Annotated in this window: 18 protein-coding genes; 15 read left to right on the top strand and 3 right to left on the bottom strand. The window is 41.5% G+C overall.

Features of this window, described 5'->3' with window-relative positions; genetic code table 11:
• Positions 1–146: 146 nt before the first annotated feature.
• The 4 genes from spoIIP to asnB all read left to right on the top strand — a co-directional run bounded on the left by spoIIP (position 147) and on the right by asnB (position 5,440).
• Positions 147–1,061 (top strand): stage II sporulation protein P, encoded by a 915-nt coding sequence (gene spoIIP / locus BTO28_RS02530; protein ID WP_233129808.1) that lies wholly within the window; start codon positions 147–149, stop codon positions 1,059–1,061.
• Positions 1,062–1,240: 179 nt separating this feature from the next.
• Complete coding sequence (locus tag BTO28_RS02525; protein ID WP_076763735.1) at positions 1,241–1,942, top strand: response regulator transcription factor; 702 nt, start codon at positions 1,241–1,243, stop codon at positions 1,940–1,942.
• Positions 1,939–3,324: a sensor histidine kinase gene (locus tag BTO28_RS02520; protein ID WP_076763733.1), complete on the top strand. Its 1,386-nt coding sequence runs from the start codon at positions 1,939–1,941 to the stop codon at positions 3,322–3,324. The genes BTO28_RS02525 and BTO28_RS02520 overlap by 4 nt, the downstream gene beginning before the upstream one ends.
• A 217-nt stretch (positions 3,325–3,541) precedes the next feature.
• Positions 3,542–5,440, top strand: coding sequence for an asparagine synthase (glutamine-hydrolyzing) (asnB, locus tag BTO28_RS02515; protein ID WP_076763731.1), 1,899 nt, complete (start codon positions 3,542–3,544; stop codon positions 5,438–5,440).
• Between the two features lie 285 nt (positions 5,441–5,725).
• On the opposite strand, the gene BTO28_RS02510 is transcribed toward asnB, so the two are convergent.
• On the bottom strand, positions 5,726–6,112 hold the full coding sequence (locus tag BTO28_RS02510) for a DUF2512 family protein (protein WP_076763729.1): 387 nt from the start codon (positions 6,110–6,112) through the stop codon (positions 5,726–5,728).
• Positions 6,113–6,161: 49 nt separating this feature from the next.
• The gene (locus tag BTO28_RS16895; RefSeq protein WP_095532633.1) at positions 6,162–6,314 is read right to left on the bottom strand and encodes a YfhE family protein; all 153 of its coding nucleotides are present in this window, start codon (positions 6,312–6,314) and stop codon (positions 6,162–6,164) included.
• A 213-nt stretch (positions 6,315–6,527) separates the two neighbouring features.
• On the opposite strand from BTO28_RS16895, the gene BTO28_RS02505 reads away from it, so the two are divergent.
• Together BTO28_RS02505 and BTO28_RS02500 are read left to right on the top strand one after the other, a co-directional pair.
• A complete protein-coding gene (locus tag BTO28_RS02505) occupies positions 6,528–7,079 on the top strand; it encodes a spore coat protein (RefSeq protein WP_076763727.1) in 552 nt (183 codons plus the stop codon).
• Between the two features lie 202 nt (positions 7,080–7,281).
• Complete coding sequence (locus tag BTO28_RS02500; RefSeq protein ID WP_083711264.1) at positions 7,282–8,202, top strand: DMT family transporter; 921 nt, start codon at positions 7,282–7,284, stop codon at positions 8,200–8,202.
• Positions 8,203–8,275: 73 nt separating this feature from the next.
• Here BTO28_RS02500 and BTO28_RS02495 read toward each other — a convergent pair whose 3' ends face one another.
• Entirely contained in the window at positions 8,276–8,581 is a 306-nt protein-coding gene (locus tag BTO28_RS02495) for a hypothetical protein (RefSeq protein ID WP_076763725.1), read from the bottom strand.
• A gap of 565 nt (positions 8,582–9,146) precedes the next feature.
• Here BTO28_RS02495 and BTO28_RS02490 point away from each other — a divergent pair.
• The 9 genes from BTO28_RS02490 (at position 9,147) to BTO28_RS02450 (ending at position 18,451) form a co-directional block, all read left to right on the top strand.
• Positions 9,147–9,887 carry a hypothetical protein gene (locus BTO28_RS02490; RefSeq protein ID WP_332888686.1) on the top strand — a complete coding sequence of 247 codons (741 nt, stop codon included), beginning with the start codon at positions 9,147–9,149 and terminating at the stop codon, positions 9,885–9,887.
• Positions 9,888–10,273: 386 nt separating this feature from the next.
• The gene (locus BTO28_RS02485; protein WP_076763723.1) at positions 10,274–11,539 is read left to right on the top strand and encodes an SLC13 family permease; all 1,266 of its coding nucleotides are present in this window, start codon (positions 10,274–10,276) and stop codon (positions 11,537–11,539) included.
• Between the two features lie 151 nt (positions 11,540–11,690).
• Positions 11,691–12,341, top strand: a complete 651-nt coding sequence (locus BTO28_RS02480; RefSeq protein ID WP_076763722.1) for a GntR family transcriptional regulator — start codon at positions 11,691–11,693, stop codon at positions 12,339–12,341.
• 30 nt (positions 12,342–12,371) lie between these two features.
• The gene (gene mdcH / locus BTO28_RS02475) at positions 12,372–13,307 is read left to right on the top strand and encodes a malonate decarboxylase subunit epsilon (protein WP_076763720.1); all 936 of its coding nucleotides are present in this window, start codon (positions 12,372–12,374) and stop codon (positions 13,305–13,307) included.
• Between the two features lie 16 nt (positions 13,308–13,323).
• Positions 13,324–14,985 (top strand): malonate decarboxylase subunit alpha, encoded by a 1,662-nt coding sequence (gene mdcA / locus BTO28_RS02470; RefSeq protein WP_076763718.1) that lies wholly within the window; start codon positions 13,324–13,326, stop codon positions 14,983–14,985.
• A 16-nt stretch (positions 14,986–15,001) separates the two neighbouring features.
• On the top strand, positions 15,002–15,859 hold the full coding sequence (locus BTO28_RS02465; RefSeq protein ID WP_076763716.1) for a triphosphoribosyl-dephospho-CoA synthase: 858 nt from the start codon (positions 15,002–15,004) through the stop codon (positions 15,857–15,859).
• A gap of 15 nt (positions 15,860–15,874) precedes the next feature.
• Positions 15,875–16,186, top strand: coding sequence for a malonate decarboxylase subunit delta (locus BTO28_RS02460; RefSeq protein WP_076763714.1), 312 nt, complete (start codon positions 15,875–15,877; stop codon positions 16,184–16,186).
• Positions 16,164–17,849 (top strand): biotin-independent malonate decarboxylase subunit beta, encoded by a 1,686-nt coding sequence (mdcD, locus tag BTO28_RS02455; protein WP_076763712.1) that lies wholly within the window; start codon positions 16,164–16,166, stop codon positions 17,847–17,849. The genes BTO28_RS02460 and mdcD overlap by 23 nt, the downstream gene beginning before the upstream one ends.
• Positions 17,840–18,451, top strand: a complete 612-nt coding sequence (locus tag BTO28_RS02450) for a malonate decarboxylase holo-ACP synthase (RefSeq protein WP_076763710.1) — start codon at positions 17,840–17,842, stop codon at positions 18,449–18,451. Before mdcD ends, BTO28_RS02450 begins: the two co-directional genes overlap by 10 nt.
• Positions 18,452–18,919: the final 468 nt, after the last annotated feature.

The following is an 18,919-nucleotide window of genomic DNA, read 5'->3' as shown; positions in this document are numbered from 1 at the left end:
AAATGCATTCCAACAGCGAGAAAAACACAGTGAAGAGAAGGAAAATAAGATCTCTCCTAAGAATGTTGTTATATTTGGCTATTATTCTATTTATTTTTTGGCTCTTGTTTGTTTTATTCTTCCCCTTTTTTTATGGGCGGGAAGAAATGAAAGAAAATAAACTGCTTAAGAATGTAGAGTCCTTATCCAAACTGGATGTTCTACCTATTTTTCCTGACAAATCAAATGAACAAAACGGCTTTTCAGATAAACCTCCCGAAGAAAGCGAAAATGGAAGATTATTGGATTTAGAGGAACGGGATGAATTTCAGCCGGATATGAAAGATTTGTTGAAAGAGAGGGAGCTCTCGTTTAAAAACGTTGAGGCGCTGTTTGAAAATGTAAAAGCGCCGAAAGACCTTGACCGTTCCCATTCAACTTATGGCAAAGAAGTTGTCTATGTGTACCACACGCATAGCCGGGAATCTTTTTTGCCCTACTTAAAATACACGGATCAACCAGAAGATGCTTTTCATCCGAAAGCAAACATCACATTGGTGGGAGAAATGCTTGAACGGGCACTAGAACGAAGAGGCATAGGGACGAAGGCAAACTCTGTAGATATTGTGGAAGAATTAGATGCGAAGGGCTTAAAGTATGGCAGTTCTTATCTTCTGTCACGGGACCATGTACGGGCTGCAAAGAAAGCAAACAAAGATCTGGACATCTTTTTGGATATCCACCGGGACTCCTTGCGCAAATCGTCTACCACAATAGAAAAGAATGGTGAAAAGTATGCGCGCATGCTCTTTGTGGTTGGGACGGGGCATGAGGACTATGAAAAGAACCTTTCGTTCACAGAAGGTTTACACCAACAGATCAACGCCAAACTTCCCGGTTTATCAAAAGGAATACTGACTAAAGACAGCAGCCAGGGGAACGGCGTCTATAATCAGGATTTAGCCCCGCGTTCTGTCATTGTGGAAATGGGCGGGGTCGATAACACCGCAGAAGAGATTTCCCGAACTGTCGAAGTGTTTGCTAATGCGTTAAGCGATTATTACTGGCATGGAGAAAAGTAAAGACCATAAAGAATGCTTTATTGCCGGTGCTGCTGAATGATAATGATATACAAACAAAGCGGAGATCTTATGTTAAGATCTCTGCTTTTTCGTTATCTTTGTAGGCCTGTATTCATTTACAAACAATGGAGGCTTGTGTCATTCTTTTTACACATGGGCCACATAAGGAGTTTAACAAGATGAAAAAAATATTACTTGTTGAAGATGAGACGTACATGTTGGACTTATTGAAAATACACCTTTCTCAAGAATATCAGCTTTTTGAAGCAAAGGATGGGGCTGTGGCGGTGACTTTAATTCAAGAGCAGTCATTTGATTTAGTCATCTTGGATGTTATGCTTCCCTTTGTAGATGGCTGGACAGTCTGTGAAAAAATTAGAGAAAAAGATGATACACCCATCCTGATGTTGACGGCCAGAACCGAGGTTGGTGATCGTGTTAAGGGTTTGGAGATCGGAGCGGATGATTATTTAGTCAAGCCTTTTGATTTTGAAGAACTGGTGGCAAGGGTACGGGCTTTGCTGCGCCGGTCTGAACAAGTTCGAAAAAGGAATGAAGATCAGAGGACCAAGTTTTTAAATGGCAGATTTATTGTTGATAATGAAAGTCGGCAAATAATGGTGAATCAGCATTTGATTGAATTTACAGCAAAAGAGTTTGATCTATTGTCGCTGCTTGCTTCTCATCCGCAGAGGGTATTTACAAGAGACATTTTGCTCGATCAAATCTGGGACCATGATGAGGTACGTGACTTGCGAATCGTAGATACACATATCAAAAATATTCGAACGAAACTAAAAAATGCCGAAGCGAATCATCCATTTATTAAGACTGTGTGGGGAGTAGGCTATACACTAAACATTCAAGAGGATAACAGATGAACTACAATGGCATTGTTTTAAAATTAGGAACCACTATAATGATTCTTTTTCTAAGTGTCTTATTGCCGTTAGGTTTTTTTACAGATCGAATATTTTTAAGCGTGTACTCATCGCAAGTCCACCAAAAAGTAAATGACCTATCGCGTGAGCTAGTAGACATCCTGGATGAACCAAATGAAAGACAATCTGATTATTATCAGAAGTTAAGCAAAGTATCCGGGAAAGAGCTGGTCATATTCGATGGGCACGGAAAGATTGTCACCAATTCCAATATGGAATTTAAAAAGGGAGACAATATTTCAAGTGAATTGCTGCATATTTTAAAACATGGGCAGCATTTCGAACGGAACTATGTTGACAACGATACAAAGGAACAATTTTTCATTGTAGGGCGTCCTCTTATGAAAGGTGAGACATTTCAAGGCGGGATTATAGTGTTTTCTTCTATTGAAGAAATTCATAATATCATGCACAGTTTACGTAATTGGATTGTCATGTCGATTATTGGAGCAGTTTTATTGGCTTTAGGATTCACCTTATTTGTGTCTAGAAAGCTGTCCAGCCCTTTAATCAAAATGGAGCAAGCAACAAGACAGATTGCCAAGGGGCAGTTAGATACAGAGGTACAGATTAAGACAAGAGATGAAGTCGGGTCTTTAGCTCAGGCGATTAATGATTTAAGTGTGGAGCTGAACCATTATCGCAAGAATCGAAGTGAATTATTAGCGAATATCTCTCATGAACTGCGGACGCCCATCTCCTATTTAAGAGGGTATGCCCAGTTGATTAAACTCCATCGCTATCGGGATAAACAAGAGTTGGAATCCTATTCAGCTGTTATTGAAAGTGAATCCATTCGTTTAGCAAAGTTGATCGAGGATTTATTTGAACTATCGAAAATGGAGGAGGGAAGGATCAATTTATACCTGCAGCCGGTTGATGTTGGAGAAATAATTGAACAATCTATTCAAAAAGTGACATTAAAAGCAAAAGAAAAAAATCTCGGATTGGAGTATAAGATTGACCAAGAGTTGCCTCTAATTTATTCAGATGGTACACGTATTCAACAAGTCTTGTTTAATCTTTTGGAAAACGCCGTCAGCTACACAGAAGAAGGGAAAGTAACAGTAAAAGCTTTATGGACTGCCGATTTCATTTCCATTTCTGTCACCGATACAGGCAACGGTATCCCTAATGAGGATCTTCCCTTTATCTTTGACCGATTTCATCGGGTTGAGAAATCCCGTTCAAGAGAAATGGGTGGGTCCGGTTTAGGGCTTGCAATCGTATCTGAAATTGTCAAACTCCTTAAAGGAAGCATTTCGGTGAAAAGTGAAAACGGAAAAGGGACAGAATTTTTGTTGAAACTTCCGGTGAAGTGATCCGAAATCGTAAAGTTCAATAGGAAAATTAATGAAAAAAGCGAAGGTCTATAAAAGATAGATCCCGCTTTTTTTTATTAATTACTTTTACTTGGAAAATATATACAATTACTATAAAAAATCTATTGGGAGCTCCATACTTTCTACAAATTCTCTGGATAAGCTGTATATACAAATTGAAAATATGAATGAATCATATAGATAGGTAGGTGCGCTTATGTGCGGATTTGTTGGATGCTTGCATACTAAACCAAATGAGAAAAATAAACAAATAGACAAAAAAATAGAAGAAATGAACATTGTTATTACGCATAGAGGACCTGATGACGAAGGGTATTATGCGGATGAATATGTACAATTTGGTTTTAAACGGCTGAGTATAATTGATATCGAGAGCGGTCATCAGCCTCTTTCTTTTGAAAACGATCGATATTGGATAATTTTCAATGGAGAAATTTATAATCACATTGAACTTCGCAAGGAATTAAAAGCAAAAGGGCATACTTTTTCCACTGAGTCCGACACAGAAGTCATTATTGCTTTATATGGTGACTTAAAAGAGCGGTGCGTTCACAAGCTAAGAGGCATGTTCGGTTTTGTCATCTGGGATAAGGTGGAGCAAGTTTTATTTGGAGCGCGGGACCACTTCGGCATAAAGCCATTCTTTTTCCTCGAGCAAGACAACATTATGTATGTTGCTTCCGAGAAAAAGAGCATTGTGTTAGCACAAGGAGATGAAGTAAATCTGGAGTCGCTTCAGCATTATCTAAGCTTTCAATACGTTCCAGAACCAGACACAATGACGAAGAAAATCAAAAAACTGTCACCAGGTCATTTCTTTACAAAGAAACCGGGACAGGCAATGAAAATTCAGTCTTACTGGAAGCCGACGCTTCATCCTGTACCGTCATCAGAATCTCATATTATCAAAGAAATCCGAGAGGTAATGACTGATTCAGTCAATGTCCATATGCGAGGTGATGTCCCGGTTGGCGCCTTTCTGTCCGGTGGGATCGATTCTTCCTTTATCGTCTCATTGGCGAAGCAGGTGAACCCGAATCTTAAAACGTTTTCGGTTGGGTTTGAGCGAAATGGATTCAGTGAAGTAGATGTTGCGAAGGAAACTGCTGAAGCCCTTCAATTGGAAAACATCAGCTATATCATTTCACCGGAAGAATTCGTGCAGGAACTTCCTAAAATCATCTGGCACATGGATGATCCACTGGCTGATCCGGCTGCGGTCCCTTTATATTTTGTTGCGCGTGAAGCGAGAAAGCACGTAAAGGTTGTCTTATCAGGAGAAGGGGCAGATGAGCTGTTTGGCGGCTATAATATATACCGGGAGCCACATTCACTGCGGATGTTTAACTATATCCCTGATCCAATAAAAGCATTGTTAAAGACACTAAGCCGCATACTGCCTGATGGATTTAAAGGGAAAAACTTTATCGAACGCGGGTCGACACCATTGGAAGAGAGATATATAGGAAATGCCAAGATGTTTGAGGAGCGGGAAAAGAAAATTCTCCTTCCGGGGTACAAGCCTGATTTGGCCTATACAAACATTACGAGGCCAATTTACATCGATTCAATGGCATATGATGCGGTGACGAAAATGCAAAATATTGATCTCCATACATGGCTGAGGGGAGATATTTTGTTGAAAGCAGATAAAATGACCATGGCTCATTCGCTTGAGCTGCGCGTCCCTTTTCTGGATAATAAGGTTTTCGGAGTGGCTTCCAAGATTGGGACAGAGCACAAAATCAACCATAACATGACAAAGTATGTACTCCGAAAAGCAGCTGAAGGTATTGTGCCAGACCACGTCGTAAACCGAAAGAAGCTAGGGTTCCCGGTGCCGATTCGCCACTGGCTGAAAGATGAATTATATGATTGGGCAACCAATGTGGTCCACATGAGTCAAACGGATTATTTATTCAATAAACATGAGGTGCTACGTTTATTAGAGGAGCATGTAGACAACAAAAAGGATAATAGCCGAAAAATCTGGACGGTTCTTGTTTTTATAATCTGGCACCAGATCTATGTAGAGGGAGTGTACGATTTTAACCATTTGTATGAAAGACAACAAAAAAAAGCCAGTGCCTTATAAAAAGGTAATGGCCTCATGACGACAGAATGGAGCCGGTATGTATTGTCCACCTTCCCTGGTGGGGATCCCAGGTCTGAAACAGCCGATTAAGAGATTATTTCAACGAAAAGAATAAAATTGGTGATCCGGATGTTGTTTTGCGAATCAGCAATTACAAAACAGGTAGTGCAGATGTCTAATGCATTGGCGCCTATATCTGCAGGATATTTAGATAATGTTTGGTTTAAAATTCGAAAAAGCCGGAAATTAACCGGCTTTTTGGATTTTGACACGACATAGTAGTCATTATTTATGTGCTGTTTTTCCGAATTGATCGTCCAACAGCCATCTGTGATAAAAATATTCCCCTATACTGATAACAATCGCCGTTAAGACAGCTTCGCCCAGCGCCTCGTCATATCCAAAAAAGTTTAATGTTGCCCAGGTGATAATAAATGATAAGACAAAATCACTGATCGTTGCCGATACATTTCCCATTTTAGGCAATATCATCAGGTCGCCAATAAAGTAGGCGAGAATGACAATAATAACCCCCAGGATCGTCGAATCCAAAAAAGAAACATCATTAAAAACGGACAAGACCACCCAAACAGTTGGCCAAACAAGCATGGCCTTGATCAGTAGTGCTTTGATATGATTTACATTTTGATCTGAATTTTGACGATTTTCCATATGTTCCTCCTATTATTGCTGATTCATTAACCCGATAATTTCAAACAGGTTATGCTTTGTTTTTTTCATTTTTTTCTTTATAAAAACCTTTTTCAGCTGCACTTGCTTTTTTAAACTCATGACGATACAAAACCTCTTGTGTGTGAGTCAGTCCATTATCTTTGTCTGTCATTTTTTCATGCGGCCCTTTTTTTTCATCCATTTTTTTCGCCTCTTTCTTTTTTGAATAATTTGCCGGCTTACGTTATGGACACGGTACTTTAATAAGATTCCCCCGGCGAGTAAAAAATTATGCATCAGTTGTTCCAATTTTAATTTTTCAATAAGGTTTGAAAAAAAAGAAATGAACAAGTGTAAACTTTGCACATTTGCGCATAATGACACATGTATTTTTAATTGTATAGGAGGGGACTTGATGAAATTAGCAGCACATGAACTATTTGATTTATCCGAGTTAATTATGGGGTGTTATAACACAATTGGATGCATGTCGAGTTTTATTAATCAAGCACAGGATCCCGAATTAAAGGAAATTTTGACACGCCAGTTTCCACTCCATGTGAAAGACTACAATTTAAAGGTGGAATTCGTCCAAAGTCTTACAACTCCTGATATCAGTAAATTCCAGCCAGATCAGCTAAAAACGAATCTTGATGATTTTACAATGGGCAACCCGGTTCCGGCAGGACAGCCAAGAACAGATATTCAAACTCACACAGATCGGGAAATTGCGATAGCCCATTTGCTAAATCAAAAGAGTTCAGCCAAAAATTATGCACAATCCGCCCTTGAATGTGCAAATCCAGATCTCCGTCATTTTCTTGAAAATGCGTTTTTAAACAGCAATCGACATGCATATGAAACATGGCAGTATATGGTGAAAAAAGGCTACTATCCATTGATGGCCGCCCCTCAAGATGGCATACAAATGATATCTGGTTTTTATCAACAAGTGCCGGGGCAATAAATATTTGATTCCTTGAGAGATAGTGAAATGGCTATCTCTCTTTTTAATCCCTTTTTTTGTATATGTAAGCACTTAAATGAAATCTTTCACGTACCGGAGAAAACTCTGAAAAGTATATTTTTGGGGAACTGAAAGAAGGGTGTTTTATTTTTTCTGGAAATGATAAAGTGTATTGTATAGATTTGTAAGGAGGATTTTGCTGTTGGAAATAAAACGTACGTTTTTACCTTCTGGACTAATAAATTATTTATTATTACTTTGGATTGGAATTATTTGGGGCTTGCAATTTATGTTTAACGAATGGGCACTCTCTACAATTCCCCCAACAACGATCGCTGCCAGCCGCAGTTTAATCGGTGCCATCATCTTAAGTTTATTTCTTATTGGACAAAGACGTAATCAAAGCTTTGTCCAAACATTTCAAGGACCTTGGTTTTTTTATTTTATTATTGGTCTTGCAGAGGCGGCTATACCGTTTTCATTAGTCGCATGGGGGCAAGGACAAATCGATAGTGGAACTGCTGCCATTCTTATGGGGACGATCCCTGTATTCACCATTATTTTGACAAAAATGTTTATTCCTAAAGAGCAGCTGACGATCGGGAGTCTGCTCAGTGTTGTCATCGGTTTTATTGGTATTTGGATCCTGATCAGTCCAACCACTGCTGGCCTTCAAAATAATTTGTGGGGGGAATTCGCCGTACTCGGAGCTGCCTTAAGTTTCTCCATTTCATTAATACTTATTAATAAATTGCCGGATATTTCCCCAATCGCAACTTCACGAAATATCCTTATTGGAGCAAGCATATATCTCGTTCCTGCATCTCTAATAATTGATCAACCCTGGACTATTCAAACAACACCATTATCCCTATTGTCTCTATTCATTTTGGGTTCCATGTGCGGAGGGGTTGTGTACGTCATGTATGTCATGCTGATTATGCGTGCCGGAGCTACATTTACATCACTCAATAACTATTTAGTTCCTGTGATCGGAACGATGATCGGAGTAGGATTTTTAGGGGAAAAATTCACATGGAGCGCCATTGCTGCATTAGTGTTAATCATTATGGCGATGATGTCGAATGAACTTGGGAAAAGGAAAGAGGCAAAGAGTGCTTAAGAACATTAACGCTTAGCTGTATATTAAGAAAATAAAAGGCTGCACAGCGAGGTAATCCGCTTGCAGCCTTTTGCTATTTTTTCTTTTCACCCCGCCGGGCAATTTCCTGTGTAACGATAAATGCGAGGTCGTCATTGCCGAAGAGAGACAGCACCCCAAGCAGCGTTTCATCCGGAACCTCGCCAGCTTCTTCTTTCGGCACTGTTAAAGCAAGCGCGTCTTTTAAAGCCTGATTCTCTGCCTGATCAGGATAGGCTTTCAAATACAAGGATTCCGGATCCAAATCATGATTGATGCACCACTGGGCGAACACAAGAATCATCATATTTTCTTCTTTTTGATAACTCTGAACAACAAAATCTTCCATTTTCTTTGACATTCCGTCACTCCTTATAGATCAATGCTTTGCTTCATTGTATCGAGATCAGCTCCGGTACTCAAGGATCATAGCCGCAGACTTGATCGCTAAAATGCCGATGACCAAATGGAGCGGCAGTTGCAAAGGGTTAATTACCTTTGACAATGGCGAATTTCAGATCAATTAGAAGCAGAAGTGACATTATCTATGAATGGACGCGAAAAATTTGTGAGTTTAGATTGTACGGGTATTTTGAGAGGAAAGAAAAACATCCTTAACCGGAAACTAGAGCAGGCGCTAAGGCTGCTTTTTTTTTATTGAATGACGTTTTTCATAGACGGGGCATAAAAGATTTACAATCCACTGCATAATGAACTTGTTGCATTTTCATTTTTAACTTATTTCCCTTTAAATCGATATATCTAAAGAACGGTGAAATCCAAGGAGGGGGATTAAGCACTGTTTTTGGTGGTGCAGGAGATGCTATGCCAGGTATGTGCAGACGATCACGCCGCAGGAACGGATCGGGTCGGCCGATTTTTTATTTAAGGTTTAGGGGCTAGAATGTCGCAGAGTCCTAAAGTTTATGGGGAGATCTAGTAATTCATGGCAGAATGGGCTGTCACATCACATATACTATGCAAAAGGCGCCAGCCACAAGGACAACATGCATGATCCTCTTTTTGGAGTGATCAGAGGGCTCATGGTTCCAAACTATACAACTGTTCAAAAAAAGAAAGAGTACAAATGGGAAAGAGGCGAACAGATGAATCGTATACTGGTTATCCTGCTAAGTTTTCTTTATGTTCTCTTCATGGCATCTTTGGCTGGTTTTTATTATAAAAACGATGAAACAGAAAAGGTGTTGGCTGCCGTTGCCGGCGTTCTATGCGGGGCAATGCCGCTTCTTCTTCTCGCCCTGTTTCTCAGGCTTCAATTTACCGCACCTCTCATTGTTTTTTACTTTATTTTCTTATTCTGTTCACAATACTTAGGGTCCATTTTAGATTGGTATGCAATTAGCTGGTGGGATTTATTTTTGCATTTCATGAGCGGCGTTCTTTTGGCGTATGCAGCTATTCCTTTATATGAACGGATGGTTCACAGAAGTGCAGGTAAAAAGGTTTCATCCTGGTTTATCTTTTTGTTTACTCTTTCTTTTGCCGTATTAGGCGGAGTTTTGTGGGAAATTTATGAATTTAGCATGGATCAATTTTTTAATATGGCGTTACAAGGCGGGAATAAAGACACCATGACAGATTTGATTGCAGACACAGTTGGTGGCTTTGTCATGGCAACTTGGGCTGGATTGAGGACACGTTCTTAAATTGACAGAAAGAAGGGGAAGATGCATAAACTTGAAAAGTTCGATGATTTTTTATTTTTTTTACAATCTAATATCCCCTTCAATCTCACCGCTAGATGTTTTACTTGGTCCCACCTTATTGTTTTTTTAGATGAATAAAAAGATATTGGATTGAGTACACATTAGGAGATAAAACGTCAACATACAGTCGACTGTATGCTGAAAATTTCAAAATGAACGAGGTGGTTTGGAATTTATGAGGGTTACGTAGCTATGTTGAACAAGAATCATAGTAAAAGGCCACATTTTCTTCATCCTATCAACTTCTTTGCTGCTTCTATAGAAGATATTATTGTAAGCGTTTTCCTTATGGTATTTAAATAACTTTATAGTAGGAGGGGTGTTATATGAATATTGAAATACTCTCCATTATTGTTCTATTGGCGATGTTTGTTGTCGGTGCGATAGTGCCAATCAATCTGGGTGTTATCGGTTTCGTCGCCACTTTTGTTATCGGTTCCCTCATCGGCGATATGGATGTTAATGAAATCTTTGAGGTCTTTCCTGCAGATATGTTTGTCATTCTTGCGGGGGTCACCTATTTATTTTCTATTGTTCAGAACAACGGTACCGTAGATTTGATTATTAAATGGGGTCTCAGCTTGGTCCGAGGCAATCTTGGACTCATGCCGTGGATCATGTTTGCTTTGACCGCACTGCTGGCAAGCATCGGTACATTAGGACCAGCGGCTGTTGCGATTATTGCGCCCATCGCGTTACGGTTTGCTGCCCAGTACAGCATCAATCCTCTCTTAATGGGGGTTTTAGTAGTGAACGGATCGGTTGCGGGCTACTACTCGCCCCTAAACCCAATAGGTCTGATCGTCAATGGCTCGATGGACAAGATAAACGTATCCTATTCGCCGTCAATGCTTTTCTTAAACGCGTTAATCTTTTGTGCAATCGTTTCGCTGCTTGTCTTCTTCGCTTTGGGAGGACTTCGCTTGCTGAAAAATTCGACCAGTCAATCACATGTAACGGTTACAGTACATGACAATACAGAAATAAAAGAAGAGGGCATGACGCTGTATAAAGGAGTTACACTAGCCGGTATTGTACTTCTTGTTGTACTAGCTCTTGTGTTTAAAGTAAACATTGGCTTTGCAGCGTTCCTAGTCGCTTTTGTACTTGCAATGATGGCTCCAAAGGCTCAGGCTGGGGTCGTAGCACGTATGCCATGGTCGGTTATTCTGATGATTTCGGGAGTCGTCACCTTCGTTGGGGTCCTTGAAGAGGTGGGCGCCGTCGACTATATGACGGAGCTAATAGCCAGCGTGAAAAGTCCAATAGTCGCTACTTTGGCGGCATCGTACGTGGGAGGAATTATTTCGTCATTTGCTTCAACAACAGGTTTCCTTGCAGCCATCATTCCGTTAGCAACTCCTATGCTGCAAGATCCGGCCATTTCGTCTATTGGCGTCATTTCAGCAATCTGTGTCGCTACTGCCATCGTAGATCTGAGTCCTTTTTCAACAAATGGATCATTAATACTTGCGAATGCGCAAGGTGTGAAAGAACGTGTGCTTTTCAGACAGCTTTTAATCATTTCGGCGCTCTTTATCGTTTTGGGACCAGGGCTCGCCTGGCTTATATTTGTCTTGATTGGAGGGTAAGATATCCAGCCTAAAGAGAAGCCCTCACGCTTCAGCTAAATAACTAAATTATTTATAATGGATAAATTCAGAAAATATTGAATTATTTCGGGATTGTTTGTATAATTATCGACAGTCGACAGTATTCAAAAGATTGGGAGGTACACACATCATGGGATCGCATCATTTCGTGAATAACGCATTATCTAATTCAATCGCTGAACATATTACAGAACAGATCATTACAGGTGAACTAAAGCCTGGAGAAAAATTAATAGAACACAACTACGCAGAAGAATATGGGACGAGCAGGGCACCAGTGCGAGAAGCTATTTACTTGCTTGCTATTGAAGGGCTGGTAGAAAGAATTCCACGAAAAGGTGCCATTGTAAAAGAGTATACGGAACAGGAAATGTATGACTTGCTGGAGATTCGGAACATGTTAGAGAATATGGCGATTGACCGGATTCAAAAGCATGGAACGGATCAAGTGCTGCTAAAGGAAATGAATCAGGTCCTGGAAGAAATGAAGAAAGTCGAAGCTGTTCATTCATATACGCAATTGAACCATTCTTTTCATATGTGTCTGATTAAGATGAGCAAAAGTGAAACGATTAAAACGATGTACTCACGGCTTGGCTGGCCGCTCTTAAGAATCCAAAGCCTATCTTTTGCAAATAAGGGGAATATTAAAAAATCCATTACGGAGCATGCAACCATCATTAGGTTATTAGACGAGCAAAATATGAACGAACTGTCTGCTGTTTTGCTGAAACATAATGAAGACGTTATCTTCAGTATTCAAAAAAAGCTCGGATCGTAAGTTTTCAAAAAAAGAAAGGGGGTGAAAAGTGTGAAAATAGCTTTTTTGTTTCCCGGACAAGGCTCCCAAAAGCCAGGTCTCTTAAATGACTTGCCGCATGAGACATCCGTCAAAAAAGTACTTGATGAAGCTAGCAGCGCTTTAAATGTAAGCGTATACAACCTTCAAACAAAAGAAGCACTTTCCTCAACCACATCTGTACAGATTTCTCTTTTGACCGCTGGCGTAGCAGCTTTTAAGGCATTTGAAGCTGAAGGGATTAAACCCGATTATGTCGCTGGACATTCCGTTGGCGCGTTCAGTGCAGCCGTAGCTGCCGGTGTCATTGATTTTCGAGACGCTCTCAGGGTCGTCAAGATAAGGGGCGAACTCATGGAGCGGAAATATCCTCAAGGATACGGTATGGGTGTTGTACTGGGCATGGATGAAGATAAGCTGCAATCACTTGTCAGCCAGGCGTACGATGAAAAACATCCTGTGTTTATGTCAAACAAAAATGCACCGGATCAAATAACCATCTCCGGCTCATTGTCCGGGATACAAAGAGTGCTGGATGAAGCCAGACAAAAAGGTGCAAGCAAGGCATCGATGCTGGATGTCAGCACACCCTCTCACTGTCCGCTTCTCTCATCCGTTTCAGAAGAATTAGCTGAAGCACTTCACGATATACCATTTCATCGCCCTTTTATCCCCTATGCGGGAAATCGAAGGGCCCGCCTTTTGTTTGATCCGGTCGACATTCGACTGGATCTCGCTGAAAGTGTTTCTTCTGCTGTTCAATGGCATGATGCTTCTGTTGTCTTATATGAAAATGGGGCGAGATTGTTAATTGAAATGCCACCAGGTAATGTGCTTGCGCGCTTAGCAGCAAAAGCGTTTCCTGAAGCAAGAGTGATGTCGGTAACAGAAAATGGATTTAGTGATTGCCAGTATATAGCTCAAAAAAACAAACGATCGAAAAAATGAAGGGGGCACGTTATTGATGGAGGCGACGAAACAAGCAATAAATAAAAAACGTTCTTGGACAACACGGCTTGACGCGAAGAAAAAACGAATAGACAGCGTAAAAAATCTTGTCAACGGGATGGTGATCCCAACTGATCGAATTGTGGATGTGATGGAAAAACTGATTCAGCCAGGCGATCGTGTGGTGCTTGAAGGAAATAATCAAAAGCAGGCTTCCTTTCTTTCTGAAGCGCTTGCGCAGACGAATCCGAAAAAACTTTTTGATCTTCACATGATCATTTCAAGCATTTCAAGACCTGAGCACTTAGATCTATTTGAACGCGGCATTGCAAAAAAAGTGGATTTTTCCTATGCTGGTCCGCAGAGTCTCCGAATGGCTCAAATGCTTGAAGATGGCAAACTGACAATGGGCGAAATCCATACGTATATTGAACTGTACGGACGACTTTTCATTGATTTAATTCCTTCTGTGGCACTCGTTGCTGCGGATAAAGCGGACCGGCACGGAAATTTATATACTGGACCCAACACAGAAGAAACACCAACCATTGTAGAGGCAGCAGCATTTCGGGACGGCATCGTCATTGCACAGGTAAATGAACTGACAGATGAATTGCCGCGAGTAGATATTCCTGGATCATGGATCGATTACATTGTTGTTGCGGATGAACCGTACGAACTCGAACCGTTATTCACACGCGATCCCCGGCACATTACCGATATTCAAATTTTGCAGGCCATGATGGTGATCCGGGGTATATATGAGAAACATGAAGTACAGTCTTTAAATCATGGTATCGGATACAATACGGCGGCGATTGAATTACTGCTTCCTACCTACGGGGAATCGCTGGGGTTAAAAGGGAAGATTTGCAGGCACTGGGCATTGAACCCTCATCCGACACTTATTCCGGCTATTGAAAGCGGCTGGGTTGACAGCGTTCATTGTTTCGGTGGGGAAGTGGGAATGGAAAAGTATGTTGCGGCCCGTCGTGATGTATTTTTTACTGGACGCGATGGTACTCTTCGTTCGAACCGAACACTGTGCCAAATGGCGGGGCAATATGCGGTCGATTTATTTATCGGATCGACACTGCAAATGGACAGCGAGGGCAATTCCTCTACTGTGACGCGAGGCAGGCTGGCAGGATACGGCGGTGCGCCGAATATGGGGCATGACCCGGGAGGAAGGCGTCATTCAACACCGGCCTGGTTAAATATGATGACATCAAATGATCCTCTAGCCCGCGGAAAGAAGCTTGTTGTCCAAGTTGTTGAAACGTTCCAGGCAGGAAATAAACCGGTTTTCGTTGAATCGCTGGATGCCGTTGACGTGAAAAATGACACAGGTCTTGCTGCGGCACCAGTTATGATTTACGGGGATGATGTTACACATGTTGTAACCGAAGAAGGCATTGCCTACTTGTATAAAGCGGACAGCATGGAAAAACGGAGGGAAGCGATTGCTGCCATCGCAGGGGTTACGCCAGTTGGACTGACACACGATTCGAAGAAAACAGACAGCCTGCGGCGGGAAGGGTTAATCGCACTTCCAGAAGATTTGAGCATACGCCGTACAGATGCAAAACGCTCACTGCTTGCGGCTAAAAGTGTAGAGGAAATCGTTCAATGGTCAGATGGCTTATATGAACCGCCTGCCAAGTTTAAAAGCTGGTAACCAGGAGGTCCTGAGAATGTATAACACAAAGCTCGCTTTCAGCGGCAATGCAGCCGAAACAGCAGTTCGTTCCTTAATAGAAGAAGTCGAATTAACACCGAAACCAGGCCTTGTCGATAGAACCAATCATGGTGCCCACCAAGATTTAACAATCGATCTCATGCGAAAATCCGCCATATCCTTAAAAGAAACATTTGAAGAAATAGCATATATCAGCTATGGGAGCAATCCCTCAATCTCTTTAAGAGAAGAAATTGCAGAAATCGGCCGCCACGGAGAAATAAGAATGTTCGAAACGACCGGCGGCGTAAATACCCATAAAGGGGCCATTTGGGCGATTGGTCTACTCATTTCAGCTGCAGCAATGGGAAAAGGCGGCTATTCATCAAAAGAAATAATGTCACGGGCTGGGGAAATTGCACGACATCCTGACCAGCATTGCCCTGATACGGACACGAATGGCAAGCGTGTTTCTACGAAATACGGTGTGAATGGAGCAAAAGGAGAAGCACAGCAGGGGTTTCCGCATATTGAGCATGTTTCGCTTCCAATGTTGAAGCGGTCAAGAGCGTTCGGAATACCGGAAGAGACAGCTAAACTGAATACCCTGCTGACCTTAATCGCCCACTTGGACGATACTTGCATTTTGCACCGCGGCGGCTTTAAAGCACTCGAATTTGCTAAAAAGCATGCTTCGGCCGCTTTAACGGCCGGAAGTATTGATTCTATAAAGAGACTTGATGAAGCGTTTATAATACGGAATATTTCTCCGGGCGGCAGTGCAGATCTGCTCGCTGCTACGTTGTTTTTAGATAAAATCCAAGCAACTGTGACGGGTCATGACGTCCAGAAAGAAGCGGAATACACACATTAAACGGAGGTGCTTTAAATGGAGAAAATCACATACACATTTCCTGCAACCAAAAATATTGACCATCGCGCTCATGTAGGTGTAGTTGGATCGGGAGATTTGGAAGTAATGATGGAGCCCAGTGATGGATCGCAGACGGAAGTAACCATCCGGACAGGAATCACCGGATTTAAAAATACGTGGGAAGCCGTTATTCAACGCTTCTTTTCACAGCATGACGTGGCTGCGAAAGTAAGAATTAATGACTTTGGCGCGACACCTGGTGTTGTAGCAATACGCCTGGCACAGGCACTGGAGGTGAGCACTCTTGATTCAAACGGGAAATGCTAGTTTTGTAGAATGTAATGGACGAGAAAGAGCCATAAGACTGCTGGATAATGGAACATATAAAGAACTGCTTGGTCCGTTTGACGGACTTGAATCTCCTCATCTGGAACCCCAGGGAATCGTGCCCCAGAGTGATGACGGGGTCATTGTCGTAAAAGGAACAATGGATGGACATCGGGCTGTTGTGATTTCCATTGAGGGGAATTTTCAAGGAGGCGGCATTGGCGAAGTATCCGGAGCAAAAATCGCCGGAACGCTGGAAATGGTTTTGAAAGAGTGTGAATCCGGTAAAAAGACGATTCCGATTTTGCTGTTTGATACAGGCGGAGTTAGACTGCAGGAGGCCAATTACGGTTTACTTTCCATTGCTGAAATCGGTGCTGCGATTGTGGCGCTTCGCCGTCACGTACCTGTTATCGCTGTTATCCCAGGGAAAATCGGTGCATTCGGCGGAATGTCGATTACAGCTGGTCTTTGCAGTGCCATTATTATGACCAAAGAAGGCAGGATTGGTTTAAACGGACCAGAAGTAATTGAGCAGGAAGCAGGAATACGCGAGTTTGATTCAAAGGACCGTCCGCTGATCTGGGGTACAATTGGAGGGGAACAGCGAACTGCTGCAGGGTTTTCGGATCTATTAATTGAAGATGATACAGGGGCCGTTAAAACAGCCATCTTATCCATAATAAAAGGCGATGTAATTTTTGAAACAAAAACAGAACAGGTACAGCGGTATGAGGCATTTTTAAATATGGCGGACCCATCCAGACGAATATCACCTGAAGATGTACGGGACCTGTGGAACCAGTCCGGAAAAAAAGCATTTGAAAATTGTTCTGCTTCACAAAATGCAAAATTCAAAGGGCGAGGGCAGACATGGTTTGATCTTCTGCGTAATGATGCTGAGGAATTAGGCGATATTCCTTCTGTCCGGGTTGCTGATGCTTTTATCGGCGAGAAAAAGGTCCGTTATATTGCTGTGGTTCCGGATGCTCAAAATCGCTTTCCGAGAGCTCGGAATGGAGAAGTGGGTGTGCTGGAGGGGTGGTCAATTGCTAAGCACGTTCGAAAAGCAATTGAAGAAGATCGAAATGGTAAAAAACGAGCAATCGTAGCGATAGTAGATGTTCCGAGTCAGGCATATGGTTATCATGAAGAACTGCTTGGTATTCATCAGGCTTGTGCAGCGGCAGTTGATGCGTATGCTTCCGCACGCTTAGCAGGGCATTCTGTTATATCGTTTATACCGGGCAACGCCATTTCCGGTGCCTTTTTGTCGCATGGAATGCAGGCAAACAGGTTAATTGCCCTTCGTGATCCGGAGGTGAATGTACACGTTATGTCAAAACAATCAGCGGCACGCATTACACAGAGAAGTTTGGAAGAATTAGAGGCCGCCGCGAAAAAAGTGCCGTCAATGGCATATGATATTGAATCATTTGAACAGCTGGGTGCTTTACATTCATTGGTAGATGGTGTGGACGCATCCAATCCAGGGCAAAAGGACTGCAATGTCATTTATAAAGAAATAGAGAAAGCAATTGAAGATGTTGCGATGTCAGGCTCAACAGATTTGAAAAATCGATTAACATCTTCTTTTGCTAAGTTAGGCGGCCGCACCGCATCCATTTTAGTAAGAGAAAAGCTGAATGAGCAATGGAATTAAACCCGCATGATTTGTTGGAAATTAACAGCGCAGGAGATTTGATTAGCTATACACCAATGCCTGACTGGGTAGAGGCATCAATAGCAAAAGCGCCTTTCGTGGTCGTGCGGCGTTACCGTGCCGAAAAGGGGCTGGCAGCAGTTGGTGTACGGGGTTCAGAAAGAAGTGAAAGGTTTGCTGCCTTTTTACCAGTTGATTCTATAATAAGCCGGATCACCCCGGAACAGCTGGCTCAGGAAAAAGGATGGCGGGGTCATTCAAAAAATATTTTTCATTGCTTAGAACAAGTAAGCAGCGTGATGGATTGCTTTTCGCTGGAGTGGGGACCTGCTGGAGGTGTGGGCTTTGAACTGGCCAGCGGAAAAGAAACAGTCACAGAGAAAAGTGATATTGATATTGTAATTCGGTATTCAAAGAAATTCACAACAAGTTTCGCGAAAGAAATAGAAAAACAGTTGAATAGGCAGCCTATTCGTATTGATGTCCAAGTAGAAACGACTGAAGGTGTCTTTTCTTTAAGTGAATATGCATCAGTTGAATTAAAAACAATTTTAATGCGCACAATAGATGGCCCTTTTTTAAAAGAGGTCCATAGTATATAGAAAGAAAAAGGCAGAGTATGTGTCTCTCTGCCTTTTTCTATTAAGATTGGCACCAAGATAAACTTGAGTATTGAAATTTAGTAATTAAATCCATTGAGAAAATGTTGTTGATATGAATTTCAATAAATGTTATATTAGCAATCTGCCGCAAAACTGTGAGGTAAAAATTTAAAATAGTAATGAATTATATAAATATAATTTTTGTTTTAAATGAAGTTGACTTTCAGCTGTATAACATGGTATATTAATAACTCGACATTCCGAATTTGGTGTCGATTAAGCGATTTGATTTCATTCGAATATTTTATCAGGAAAATATTTTCGATAAAATATATTGACTTTAATATCGATAAATGATATGATTGTTTAGCTGTCATAAATGACAGTGCGCAGAAATTGATCTTTGAAAACTGAACAAAATCATTAAAAACGTCAACGTTTTGAATTAAACTTTCAATTGAAATGCCC

The organism is Domibacillus epiphyticus (genome assembly GCF_001975785.1).
In the GTDB taxonomy this organism is placed as follows: Bacteria; Bacillota; Bacilli; order Bacillales; family Domibacillaceae; genus Domibacillus; species Domibacillus epiphyticus.
This window is presented reverse-complemented; position numbering and strand designations above follow the sequence as displayed.

What these genes read in the sequence shown, in the direction of transcription:
- BTO28_RS02465 (WP_076763716.1), top strand. Translation starts at nt 15,002, where the DNA reads ATGTATAACACAAAGCTCGCTTTCAGCGGCAATGCAGCCGAAACAGCA.
- spoIIP (WP_233129808.1), top strand. Translation starts at nt 147, where the DNA reads ATGAAAGAAAATAAACTGCTTAAGAATGTAGAGTCCTTATCCAAACTG.
- BTO28_RS16895 (WP_095532633.1), bottom strand. Translation starts at nt 6,314, where the DNA reads ATGGATGAAAAAAAAGGGCCGCATGAAAAAATGACAGACAAAGATAAT.
- asnB (WP_076763731.1), top strand. Translation starts at nt 3,542, where the DNA reads ATGTGCGGATTTGTTGGATGCTTGCATACTAAACCAAATGAGAAAAAT.
- BTO28_RS02490 (WP_332888686.1), top strand. Translation starts at nt 9,147, where the DNA reads ATGGGGAGATCTAGTAATTCATGGCAGAATGGGCTGTCACATCACATA.
- BTO28_RS02525 (WP_076763735.1), top strand. Translation starts at nt 1,241, where the DNA reads ATGAAAAAAATATTACTTGTTGAAGATGAGACGTACATGTTGGACTTA.
- BTO28_RS02460 (WP_076763714.1), top strand. Translation starts at nt 15,875, where the DNA reads ATGGAGAAAATCACATACACATTTCCTGCAACCAAAAATATTGACCAT.
- BTO28_RS02480 (WP_076763722.1), top strand. Translation starts at nt 11,691, where the DNA reads ATGGGATCGCATCATTTCGTGAATAACGCATTATCTAATTCAATCGCT.
- BTO28_RS02495 (WP_076763725.1), bottom strand. Translation starts at nt 8,581, where the DNA reads ATGTCAAAGAAAATGGAAGATTTTGTTGTTCAGAGTTATCAAAAAGAA.
- BTO28_RS02520 (WP_076763733.1), top strand. Translation starts at nt 1,939, where the DNA reads ATGAACTACAATGGCATTGTTTTAAAATTAGGAACCACTATAATGATT.
- mdcA (WP_076763718.1), top strand. Translation starts at nt 13,324, where the DNA reads ATGGAGGCGACGAAACAAGCAATAAATAAAAAACGTTCTTGGACAACA.
- BTO28_RS02450 (WP_076763710.1), top strand. Translation starts at nt 17,840, where the DNA reads ATGGAATTAAACCCGCATGATTTGTTGGAAATTAACAGCGCAGGAGAT.
- BTO28_RS02485 (WP_076763723.1), top strand. Translation starts at nt 10,274, where the DNA reads ATGAATATTGAAATACTCTCCATTATTGTTCTATTGGCGATGTTTGTT.
- BTO28_RS02505 (WP_076763727.1), top strand. Translation starts at nt 6,528, where the DNA reads ATGAAATTAGCAGCACATGAACTATTTGATTTATCCGAGTTAATTATG.
- BTO28_RS02510 (WP_076763729.1), bottom strand. Translation starts at nt 6,112, where the DNA reads ATGGAAAATCGTCAAAATTCAGATCAAAATGTAAATCATATCAAAGCA.